This is a genomic window from Modestobacter sp. KNN46-3 (assembly GCF_011039295.1).
Window position 1 is genome coordinate 1 of record NZ_JAAKGN010000166.1, and the last position, 10,111, is coordinate 10,111.

Consider the following 10,111-nt stretch of genomic DNA (forward strand, 5'->3'; position numbering starts at 1 on the left):
TGGGTCCGTGTCCTCCAGCGAGTCCTGGCACTCACCGTCGTCATCTGGCACAACGACCACATCGGCGCACTAACACCAAGATCACTAATCGCCTACGACCACTGACCCTTGGAATAGCTCATCTAGGTCGCGTCGACGTCGAACGGCGGCGGGGTGCTCGCGTCCCGCGTGCGGGTCGCCTGCCCCGCCGGGGACCAGCCGGCTGCGGTCGCTCCCGCAGCAGCTGCGCTCGCGGCGGTGCTCCCCGTCCGGGCCGGGGCGTCGTCGTCGCCCATCAGCTGCGACCGGATGAAGGTCTTCGGGTGGTACTGCCGCAGGTCGATGTCGCGCAGGTGGTCGAAGTCGTCGCCCAGGGTGTCGTGCAGCTGCCCGCGCACCCCGGTGACCGCATCCCGCGCCTTCTTCAGCCCGTTCGCGGCGTCCTTGGCCAGCGAGGGCAGGCGGTCGGGGCCGAAGATGAACAGCGCCGCCAGCGCCAGGACGACGATCTCGCCCCAGCCGATCGAGTCGAACACCGCTCCTCCTCGCACCCACCGCGGACCGCGGTCGTGTCCAGCGTAGGTGGACCGGCTTGCTGTCGGACGACCCACAGCCCAACAGCAGGTGTCAGGCCACGCCCAGGGTGACGTCGACCTCGCGGGAACTGCCACCGCGCACCAGCTCGAGGGTCACCGTGTCACCCGGCTCCCGGGCGTCGACCTCGACGGCCAGCTCCTCCGAGCTGACGACCGGCTCGCCGTCGACCGCGATGACCACGTCCTGCTCCCGCACCCCGGCCTCGGCGGCACCACTGCCGGGCTCGACGTTGAGCACCAGCGCCCCGTCGCGGGTGCCGTCGGTGACCGTGCGGGCGTTCACGCCGAGCGAGGCGTGCACCGCCGTCCCGGTGGTGATCAGCTCCTCGGAGATGTCCCGCACCGTGTCGATCGGGATGGCGAAGCCGAGGCCGATCGAACCGCCGGTCGTGCCGGCGCCCGCCACCGAGGCGATCGCGGTGTTGATCCCGATGACCGCGCCGGTGGCGTCGACCAGTGCGCCACCGGAGTTGCCGGGGTTGATCGGCGCATCGGTCTGCACGGCGCTGATCACGGCATTGGTGTCGCTGCCCTCGCCGGTCAGCCGCACCGGGCGGTCCAGCGCGCTGACGATGCCGCTGGTGACCGTGCCGGCCAGGCCCAGCGGCGAACCGATCGCCACCACGGGGTCACCGACGACGAGGTCGCCGACGCTGCCGAGGGAGGCCGCGACCAGCCCGGACTTCTCCACCTTGAGGACGGCGAGGTCGCTGGCCGGGTCGCGGCCGACGATCCGGGCGGTGGAGCCACTGCCGTCGCTGAAGACCGCCCGGATCTCCGCGCCCGCGACGTCGGCGGCACCGGAGATCACGTGGTTGTTGGTGACGATGTAGCCGCCCTCGGCGTCCACCACGACCCCGGACCCGGTGGCGCCTGCGCTGGCCAGCCGGACCTCGATGGAGACCACGGCGGGCATGATCCGACCGGCGATGTCGGCGATCGAACCGGGCTCCCGGCTGGTGCCCGGGGACACCTCGGAGAGCTGGGTGCCCTCCGCCAGCAAGGGCGCCTCGTCGGCCGTCCGGCCCAGGTACCAGGCGGTCGTGCCGCCGACCATGCCGACCAGGAGCAGGCTCAGCAGGGCCAGCACGGTCAGCCGGACGGAGAGGTCGCGCAGCCGGACCTTGCCGCGAGGCTGCGGCTCCGGCAGCACCGGGCCGGGCGGCGGTTGCTCCTGCGGGTACTGCGCGGGTGCACCCAGCGCAGCGGGGGCGTGCGGGTCGCGCCACGGGTCGGCGGTCGCGTCGGGCTTCCAGAACGGGGCCACCGCGGTGCGCCGCCGCGCGGGGCGGCCACCCGGGGGCTCACCCAGACCGGTGGCGCCGTCCCGGGGGGCGAACGCCCGCAGCACCGCTTCAGGAGGCGGCGGGGGCACTGGCCGGGGCGACGGCACCGGGCGGTCGTCGCCGAACGACCCGTCGACCGCGGCGGGCCGACCGAAGGCCGCCTGCTGCTCCGGCTGGGGAGCCGGGACCGGCGGGGCGCTGGGCTGCAGCCGGGCGTCGGTGGGCGCGAAGGCGCCTGTCGTCCCCGCGGGACGGGCGTACGCGGTCGGCTGCTCGTCGCTCAGGCCGACTGCGTGGTCGGCGCGACGGGAGCCGGCGTCGAACGGCTCGGTGCCGGGCGTCCCGCTCAGGGCGTCCCGCCGGCGGGCAGGCCGGTGGTGGAACCGACGGTGGACGTGCGCACCACGGGCGGGACGATGTCGGTCCGCTCGGTCGGCGCGTAGCGGACGGCGTCGGCCACCGGCTCCCGGTGGGGCATGTCGGCGGTCGGCAGGTTGACGGCGAGCACGGCGACACCCAGACCGAGGCCGGCCAGCGCCCCGGTCATCCCCCGCCGCAGCCAGCGGGCACTGCCGTCGGACCGGGGCGGGGCCTCGGCGGGCGCGAGCGGGATCGCCCAGGAGCCACCCGCACCGGTGGCCGCGAGGCCGTCGGCACCGGCGCTCAACGAGCCCAGCCCGCCGCCGGGGCCGGCAGCCGTGAACGGGATGGCCTGCAACCGGGAGATGAGGTCACCGGGGACCGCGACGTCGACCCCGTGGCGCAGCGCGTCCTTGGCCTCGCGCTGGGCGGCGACCGCCATCCGGCACTGTGCGCAGCCGGCCAGGTGCCGGGCCGCCCGGTTCGCGGCCCCGCCGGAGAGCTCTCCGTCGACGAGGGCGGCGATCGCCTCCTGGGCGAGGTGGCTCTCCGGGATGCTCACGACACCTCCACGGCGGGGACGGGGCGGCCGGGGGCGAGGTGGGCCAGCGCCTCCCGCAGCTGCACTCGACCGCGGTGGATGCGGCTGCGGACGGTGCCGAGCTTGATGCCGAGGGTCGCCGAGATCTCCTCGTAGGTGAGCCCCTCGATGTCGCACAGCACGACGGCGACCCGGAACTCCGGGGAGAGCGCGTCGAGGGCGGCCTGGATCTGCGGGTCGAGGTGGGTGTCGGCGTAGACCTGCTCCGGGGACGGCGCGGAGCCGGGCAGCCGCTCGGTGTCCTCCGGGAGGGCGTCGAAGCGGATCCGCTGCCGGCGACGGACCATGTCGAGGAACAGGTTCGTGGTGATCCGGTGCAGCCAGCCCTCGAAGGTGCCCGGGGAGAAGTCGGCGAGCGAGCGGAACACCCGGACGAAGGTCTCCTGGGTGAGGTCCTCGGCGTCCTGCTGGTTGCCGGAGAGGCGGTAGGCCAACCGGTAGACCCGCGCCGAGTGGTCGCGGACGACCTGCTCCCAGGTGGGCGCGACCCAGCCGTCGGCCGCGGAGGCCACGGGTTCGAGGCCGGCGGGGGCCGCCGACCCGGTCGCGGTGGGCTCGGTCACGGCCCCAGGATCGCAGACGGCCGAGGTCGACACCTCCCCAGCGGGGGTGGACCGCTCGACGGAGCGCTGGCCGGTGGTACGCGAGAGACGCACGCCCGGTCCAACGGCCGGGCGCGCAGTCGGTGTTCCCGTGCAGCGCAGACACACAGCCAGTTGCCAGGCAGTCGACCGGGCGTCGTCCCGTCCCCCACCCGGGCGGGCGGGGGCCCCGCCCTCGCCACTACCCTCGCCCGGTGACCAGCGTTGCCGGACCGCCCCCGACCGGCGGCTCCCCGACGGGCGCGGCGGCCTATGCCGACAGCTTCGCCGCCGAGACCCCCGCCCAGGTGGCCGCCCGCCAGCGGGCCATGACCTCCGCCGAGGCGTTCGGGACCCAGGTCCCGGTCGAGCCGGCGGTGGGCGCGACCCTCTCCGTCCTCGCCGCCGCCTGCGACGCCCGCTCGGTGGTGTCCATCGGCAGCGGCGGCGGCGTCGCCGGGCTCTGGCTGCTGCAGGGGATGCGCCCCGACGGCGTCCTCACCGCCCTGGACGCCGACCCGGCCGAGCTGCGTGCGGCCCGGCAGGCCTTCACCGAGGCCGGCGTCCCCAGCGGGCGGACCCGGCTGATCTTCGGCACGCCCGGCGAGGTGCTGCCGCGGCTGTCCCCCGGTGCCTACGACCTGGTCAGCTGCGCCGGCCCGCCGCTGGAGTACGCCGGCAACCTGGCCGGTCTGCTCGGGCTCATCCGGCACAGCGGGTCGCTCATCTGCCACGGCCTGCTCACCGAGGACAAGATCGCCGACCCTTCGGCCCGCGATGCGCAGACCGTCGCGTGGCGGGAGATCGCCCGGACGCTCCGCGAGGACGAGACGCTGACCTGCGCCGTGCTGCCCATCGGCGCCGGCCTGCTGGTCGCCACCAAGCGCACCTAACCGGACCGATCGGAGCCGAACGAGAACTCCGCCTCCGCCGCCCACGGCCCGCCGAGGTAGCGCCAGAGGCCGAGCCCGCGGGCGGTGACCGTCTCCGGCACGAACGACGCGGTCAGCTCGGCGTGCAGCGCGCGGGCCACCTCCGGGGCGACCTTGTTCTGCACCGTCACGTGCGGGCGGGACCACTGCCGGTCCTGCCGGGTCAGCCACGGGTCGAAGGCGTCGGCCAGGCCGGCGCGCAGCGTCGTCAGCTCGGGCGCCGACAGATCCAGGGCGACGCCGCGACCGAGGAACCGCACGCCTGAGACTGCGACGTCGAACGCCGGTCGCGCAGCCACCACCGCCAGCTCGCGGCCGATGGCCGCCCGGTGCTCACCGGGCAGCGCGTGGAACAGCGTCACGTGCGCCTGCAGGTGGTTGCGCTCCGGCGGGAAGTGCGCCGCCCGCAGCCGGTCGAACCGCTGGTGGGCGGCGTCGTCCAGCAGCAGCGTCACGATCAGCGGTGACGGCACCGTCGGCTACAGGATGGCGCGGGAGCCCTTGCCCAGGACCGTGATGCCGCTGGCGCTCACGTGGTACCGCTCCCGGTCCCGCTCGGGGTCGACCCCGATCTGCGCACCGGGCGGGACGACGACGTTCTTGTCCAGGATGGCGCGGCGCACGACGGCGCCCTCGCCGATGTGGACGCCGTCCATCAGCACGCTGGCCTCGACCCGCGAACCGCGTTCCACGCGCACGTTCGGTGCGACCACCGAGCCGTGCACGGAGCCGCCGTCGATGATCACCCCGGCGCTGACCATCGACTCCTCGGCCCGGCCGCCGAGCACGAACTTGGCCGGCGGCAGCATCGGCGGCAGGGTGTAGATGGGCCAGCGGTCGTTGTAGAGGTTGAAGATCGGGCTGACCGACACGAGGTCCATGTGCGAGTCGTAGTACGCGTCCAGCGTCCCCACGTCCCGCCAGTAGCCGTGGTCGCGCTCGGTCTCCCCGGGGACGGCGTTGCTGCTGAAGTCGTACACGTAGGCGTCGCCGGCCCCGGCCATCATCGGCATGATCGACCCGCCCATGTCGTGCACCGAGTTCTCGTCGGCAGCGTCGACCCGCAGGGCCTCCAGCAGCGCGTCGGTGGTGAAGACGTAGTTGCCCATCGAGGCGAACGTCTCGTCCGGGCTGCCCGGCATCCCCGGCGGGTCGGCCGGCTTCTCCAGGAACTGGCGCACCTTGCCGTTCTCGTCGGCGTCGATGACACCGAAGGCGGTGGCCTCCTGGCGCGGCACCCGCAGGCCCGCGACGGTCACGCCGGCGCCGGTGGCGAGGTGCTGGTCGATCATCTGTGACGGGTCCATCCGGTACACGTGGTCGGCACCGAAGACGACGACGATCTCGGGACGGTCGTCGTAGATCAGGTTGAGGCTCTGGTAGATCGCGTCGGCGCTGCCGGTGTACCAGCGCGGGCCCAGGCGCTGCTGCGCCGGGACCGGGGTGATGTAGCTGCCCAGCAGCGTGGACATCCGCCAGACCGTGGTGATGTGCCGGTCCAGCGAGTGGCTCTTGTACTGGGTGAGCACCGCGATCCGCCGGATGTCGGCGTTGACCAGGCTGGAGAGCACGAAGTCGATGAGCCGGTAGTTCCCTCCGAAGGGGACCGCGGGCTTCGCCCGGTCCTGGGTCAGCGGGGCGAGCCGCTTCCCCTCACCACCTGCCAGCACGATGCCGAGAACTCGAGGGCCGCCACGCATGGACGGACCGTAACGGGTGCACGCGGCGTTCGCTCCATCTACCACCCGCTCCAACCACCTAGGGTGAGTCCGTGCGCGTCGGAGTGATCACCCGGGAATGGCCGCCGGACGTCTACGGAGGGGCCGGGGTGCACGTCGAGCACCTCGTCGCGGCCCTGCGTGGACTCGAACAGGGGCCGGAGCTGGACGTCCACTGTTTCGGCGGGCCCCGCCCCGACGCGACCGGCCACGGGGTGCCGTCCGGGTTGCAGGCCGCCAACGGCGCGCTGCAGGCCGTCGGCGTCGACGTGGAGATCGCCGCCGCGCTGGCCGACGCCGAGCTGGTGCACTCGCACACCTGGTACGCCAACCACGCCGGGCACCTGGCCTCGCTGGTGCACGGCTCCGCCCACGTGGTGACCGCGCACTCCCTGGAACCTCGCCGGCCGTGGAAGGCCGACCAGCTGGGCGGGGGCTACCGGCTGTCCTCCTGGGTGGAGCGCACCGCCTACGCCTCCGCCGACGCGGTGATCGCGGTCAGCCGGGGCATGCGGGCCGACGTCCTCGACGTCTACCCCGACCTCGACCCGGCGAAGGTCGTCGTGGTCGGCAACGGGGTCGACGCCCAGGCCTACCGGCCGATCGAGGCGCCCGACGTCGTCCGCTCGGTGGGGGTCGACCCCGACCGGCCGTACGCGCTGTTCGTCGGCCGGATCACCCGGCAGAAGGGGCTGGTGCACCTGCTGGCCGCGGCCGAGCAGCTCCCCCCCGAGGCCGGTCTGGTGCTCTGCGCCGGCGCCCCCGACACCCCGGCCGAGCGCGCGCAGGTGGCCGACGCCGTGGCCGAGCTGCAGACCCGCCGCACCGGCGTGGTCTGGATCGAGCAGATGCTGCCGCGCGAGCAGTTGGTGCCAGTGATCACCGGGGCGACGGTCTTCGTCGTCCCGTCGGTGTACGAGCCGCTGGGCATCGTGAACCTGGAGGCCGCGGCCTGCGGCACCGCGGTCGTGGCCAGCGCCGTGGGCGGCATCCCGGAGGTCGTGGACGACGGCCGCACCGGCCTGCTGGTGCCCTACGACGCCGAGGACCCGACCGCGTTCGCCGCCGGGCTGGCGGCGCGGATGGCCGAACTGCTCGCCGATCCCGGCCGCGCGGCCGCGATGGGCGCAGCCGGCCGTGAGCGCGTGCTCGCGGAGTTCGGCTGGCCGGCGATCGCCCAGCAGACCGCCGAGGTCTACGAGTCGGTGCTCGCCGCCCGCCGCTGACCCGAGCCGCTCAGCGGTCCTCGGCGAGGACGCTGCGTGCGCGACCGGCCGCCTTCGCCCGGTACAGGGCGCTGTCGGCACGGCGCATGAACTGGGAGGTCGGCTCGCCCGGCTCGTGCGCGGCGACGCCGATCGACAGCGGCACGCCGGCGCAGGCGAGCCGCAGCTGCTCGACCACCGCCAGCGCGGCCGGGCCGGCGTGGGCGGGGAGCAGCAGCGCGAACTCGTCGCCGCCGTGCCGGGCGAGCACGGAGCCGCGGGGCACCCGGGGCAGCCACTCGTCGGCCACCGTCCGGAGCAGGTCGTCGCCGGCGGCGTGCCCGTGCCGGTCGTTGATGGACTTGAAGTGGTCGATGTCCACCAGCGCCACGGACAGGTCGGCACCGCTGCGCACGGCGACCCGCACCGTCTCCTCGAGCGCGTCGTCGAAGCCACGCCGGTTGGCCAGGCCGGTGAGCCCGTCCAGGCTGGCGGCGGAGGCGCGCCGGGCCAGCGTGGCGACCACCAGGCCCATCGCGGCCATCACGACGGCCAGCGCGACCACCGGGCCGGCCGCCACCCCGCACAGGGTCAGGACGACGGTGCACGCCGCGATCGCGGTGCCCAGGTACGCCGACGCCACCGGGAGCGCGAAGAGGAAGAAGGCCGCGACGGCGATGAACAGGTACATGCCGGCCAGCGCCACGGCCGAGGTCGGGTCGGGCGCCGCGCAGACGACCGTGCTGATCAGCGCGGTGCCCAGCAGCACCATCAGGTGGAACGCCGACCGGGGCAGGTGGCGACCCCAGCGGACCACCACACCGCCGGCCAGCAGGGCACCCGGCCCGATCGCCGTCAGCACGGACGAGACGCCGCCGGCACCGCCCCCGCCCAGCAGGACGACGGCGAGGACGGCGAGCCCGCCGGCCACGTACAGCGCCCCGATGACCGGGGCGGTGACGCGTGCGCTCGCCACCTCGGGTCCGCTGCGCATCCGTTCGTGCCGCCTTCCGGGTGAGGTGCCTGGGTCGCCGGAGTCGGACGGGCAGGAGACCGGCGAGTTCCGTTGCGGGCAACCTAGTCGTTGGCCACGAGGATCCGGCCGCTCCCCGGCCGCGCCTCACCCGGATCGGTCAGACGGCGGCAGTGCCGATCAGGCCCTTGCGGGTCACCAGCCCGGCCAGCTCCGCCTCGGTCAGCGACGCCGTCCCCTCCGGACGTCGGGGCAGCACCAGGTACCGCGACTCGGCACTGGCGTCCCAGACGGCGATCGCCGTCCCGGCCGGGAGCTCGAGCCCGAACTCGGCGAGCACGCCCCGGGGGTCACGGACCACCCGGGAGCGGTAGGCCTCGCTCTTGTACCAGCTGGGCGAGGGGCCGAGCAGGGCGATCGGGTAGCAGGAGCACAGCGTGCAGACGACGACGTTGTGCGTCTCCGCGGTGTTGGCGACCACCTTGAGCCGCTGCTCCTGCAGGCCGCCGGCCATCGACAGCCCGACCTCCCGGATGGCGGTGTTGGCGTCGGCCAGCAGCCGCTCGGCGAAGCCGGGGTCGGCCCACGCCCGGGCCACGATGCGCGCCCCGTTGGCCGGGGTGCCACCGGCGAGGAACTCGTCGATGCGCCCGTCGACCTCCCCGGCGGCCAGCAGACCGCGGGTCTCCAGCAGCGTCTCGACGTGCCGCACCTGCGCCGAGATCCGGGAACTGCCGTGGTCGCCGCTCATCGCTGCTCCTCGATTCGGGTCAGGTAGTCCTCCCACAGTTCGACGGTGACCGTGTGGTCGCCCTCGCCGAACAGGTCGGCGGCGGCGAACCGGACGTGCCACACCGACCGGGCCGGCCCGGTCAGGCCGCGGGCGCGGTCGTCGGCGAGCGGGTGCCGCCCGGCACGCTCGACCAGCACCCCGACCGCGCCGCGGGCGTACCGGGGCAGCCGGGTGTGACCGGCCGGATCGACGGCCCGGGTGCGCACTCGGTCGCCCGGGGCGAACCCGTCAGGCGCCGTGGTCATCGACCGCGAGCTCGTCGGCTGTGGCGACGCCCTTCTCCACCAGCAGCGTGCTGATCGCGGCGAACCAGCGCTCGTAGTAGGAGGCGCCCAGGTACTGCTGCACCGGCAGCCGCTCCTGGGCGTCGCGGAACTCGTCGAGGTTGTAGACCCCGCGTTTGATCAGCGCACCGTTGAGTGCGAGGACGTGCGCTTCCCAGTCCGCGTGGAACGGCGGCTCGTCGGGCTCCTCGACGATCGCCGGGAACCCGGCCATCCCGCCGACGTCGTTGATCCGGCTCATGCGGAGCCTCCTGGTGAGGGGTCAGGGCCAGATGGAGGCGACGATGATCGCCGAGACCGCCAGCGTCGCGCCAGCGGAGACCAGGCTGGCGGGGTGGAAGGCCACCTCGGTGAGGTGCTGACCCAGCCGCCCGGGGGTGAGCAGGTCCAGCAGCAGGAACGCCAGCGCCTGCAGCAGGACGCCGAGCAGCCCGAACACCACGGTGTAGAGCAGCGCCCGCCCGAACCCGCTGGTCGCGTTGGTCCAGATGGTGGTGAACGCGATCGCGCCCTGGCCGAGGAAGCCGGCGGCCAGCGCGATGCCGGCGTTGACCGAGCGCTCCTCGTAGATGTGCTTGGCCAGGTGGCCGGGGGTGAGCAGGTCGAGAGCGAGGGCGCCCACCACGAGCAGCAGGATGCCGACGCCGGTGTAGGCGACGGCGTAGCCGATGCTGGCCAGCACAGAGGACCTCCGAGTTGGGGGACGGCGGAGCGCTGAGCCTAGGGCCAGCGCGCACCCGACCCGCCGCCCCGCCCCGCCGGCTGCGTGGGGTGCAGCTGGTCGCCACCGACTCCGACTGGCA

At 74.3% G+C, this 10,111-nt stretch carries 13 protein-coding genes; 2 read left to right on the plus strand and 11 right to left on the minus strand.

What is annotated here, in order from left to right; all coding sequences use genetic code 11:
* Positions 1-122 precede the first annotated feature (122 nt).
* The 4 genes from G5C62_RS22800 to sigE all read right to left on the minus strand — a co-directional run bounded on the left by G5C62_RS22800 (position 123) and on the right by sigE (position 3,385).
* Positions 123-515, minus strand: coding sequence for a twin-arginine translocase TatA/TatE family subunit (locus G5C62_RS22800; protein ID WP_036337539.1), 393 nt, complete (start codon positions 513-515; stop codon positions 123-125).
* A gap of 91 nt (positions 516-606) precedes the next feature.
* Entirely contained in the window at positions 607-1,926 is a 1,320-nt protein-coding gene (locus G5C62_RS22805; RefSeq protein WP_241176072.1) for a S1C family serine protease, read from the minus strand.
* 281 nt (positions 1,927-2,207) lie between these two features.
* A complete protein-coding gene (locus G5C62_RS28765; RefSeq protein ID WP_164702805.1) occupies positions 2,208-2,783 on the minus strand; it encodes an anti-sigma factor in 576 nt (191 codons plus the stop codon).
* Positions 2,780-3,385, minus strand: a complete 606-nt coding sequence (gene sigE / locus G5C62_RS22815) for an RNA polymerase sigma factor SigE (protein WP_036337535.1) — start codon at positions 3,383-3,385, stop codon at positions 2,780-2,782. Before sigE ends, G5C62_RS28765 begins: the two co-directional genes overlap by 4 nt.
* Positions 3,386-3,618: 233 nt before the next feature.
* On the opposite strand from sigE, the gene G5C62_RS22820 reads away from it, so the two are divergent.
* On the plus strand, positions 3,619-4,296 hold the full coding sequence (locus G5C62_RS22820; protein WP_164702807.1) for an O-methyltransferase: 678 nt from the start codon (positions 3,619-3,621) through the stop codon (positions 4,294-4,296).
* Here the strand turns inward: G5C62_RS22820 and G5C62_RS22825 are convergent.
* Together G5C62_RS22825 and glgC are read right to left on the minus strand one after the other, a co-directional pair.
* Positions 4,293-4,808 (minus strand): 2'-5' RNA ligase family protein, encoded by a 516-nt coding sequence (locus tag G5C62_RS22825; RefSeq protein ID WP_164702808.1) that lies wholly within the window; start codon positions 4,806-4,808, stop codon positions 4,293-4,295. The genes G5C62_RS22820 and G5C62_RS22825 overlap by 4 nt on opposite strands.
* Before the next feature lie 6 nt (positions 4,809-4,814).
* Entirely contained in the window at positions 4,815-6,035 is a 1,221-nt protein-coding gene (gene glgC, locus G5C62_RS22830; protein ID WP_036337530.1) for a glucose-1-phosphate adenylyltransferase, read from the minus strand.
* A gap of 71 nt (positions 6,036-6,106) precedes the next feature.
* On the opposite strand from glgC, the gene glgA reads away from it, so the two are divergent.
* Positions 6,107-7,279 (plus strand): glycogen synthase, encoded by a 1,173-nt coding sequence (gene glgA / locus G5C62_RS22835; RefSeq protein ID WP_164702809.1) that lies wholly within the window; start codon positions 6,107-6,109, stop codon positions 7,277-7,279.
* 10 nt (positions 7,280-7,289) lie between these two features.
* Here the strand turns inward: glgA and G5C62_RS22840 are convergent, their stop codons facing one another.
* The 5 genes from G5C62_RS22840 to G5C62_RS22860 form a co-directional block, all read right to left on the minus strand.
* Positions 7,290-8,234 (minus strand): GGDEF domain-containing protein, encoded by a 945-nt coding sequence (locus tag G5C62_RS22840; protein ID WP_164702810.1) that lies wholly within the window; start codon positions 8,232-8,234, stop codon positions 7,290-7,292.
* 157 nt (positions 8,235-8,391) lie between these two features.
* Positions 8,392-8,982, minus strand: coding sequence for a nitrile hydratase subunit alpha (locus G5C62_RS22845; protein WP_164702811.1), 591 nt, complete (start codon positions 8,980-8,982; stop codon positions 8,392-8,394).
* Positions 8,979-9,269, minus strand: a complete 291-nt coding sequence (locus tag G5C62_RS29055; RefSeq protein WP_036337525.1) for an SH3-like domain-containing protein — start codon at positions 9,267-9,269, stop codon at positions 8,979-8,981. Before G5C62_RS29055 ends, G5C62_RS22845 begins: the two co-directional genes overlap by 4 nt.
* Positions 9,253-9,549 (minus strand): SH3-like domain-containing protein, encoded by a 297-nt coding sequence (locus G5C62_RS29060; protein ID WP_036337524.1) that lies wholly within the window; start codon positions 9,547-9,549, stop codon positions 9,253-9,255. The genes G5C62_RS29055 and G5C62_RS29060 overlap by 17 nt, the downstream gene beginning before the upstream one ends.
* Before the next feature lie 21 nt (positions 9,550-9,570).
* A complete protein-coding gene (locus tag G5C62_RS22860; protein ID WP_036337523.1) occupies positions 9,571-9,990 on the minus strand; it encodes a DUF350 domain-containing protein in 420 nt (139 codons plus the stop codon).
* Positions 9,991-10,111: the final 121 nt, after the last annotated feature.

Excerpts from the sequence above, each read along its gene's own strand:
- G5C62_RS29060 (WP_036337524.1), bottom strand. The coding sequence starts at position 9,549 with ATGAGCCGGATCAACGACGTCGGCGGGATGGCCGGGTTCCCGGCGATC.
- G5C62_RS29055 (WP_036337525.1), bottom strand. The coding sequence starts at position 9,269 with ATGACCACGGCGCCTGACGGGTTCGCCCCGGGCGACCGAGTGCGCACC.
- G5C62_RS22845 (WP_164702811.1), bottom strand. The coding sequence starts at position 8,982 with ATGAGCGGCGACCACGGCAGTTCCCGGATCTCGGCGCAGGTGCGGCAC.
- glgC (WP_036337530.1), bottom strand. The coding sequence starts at position 6,035 with ATGCGTGGCGGCCCTCGAGTTCTCGGCATCGTGCTGGCAGGTGGTGAG.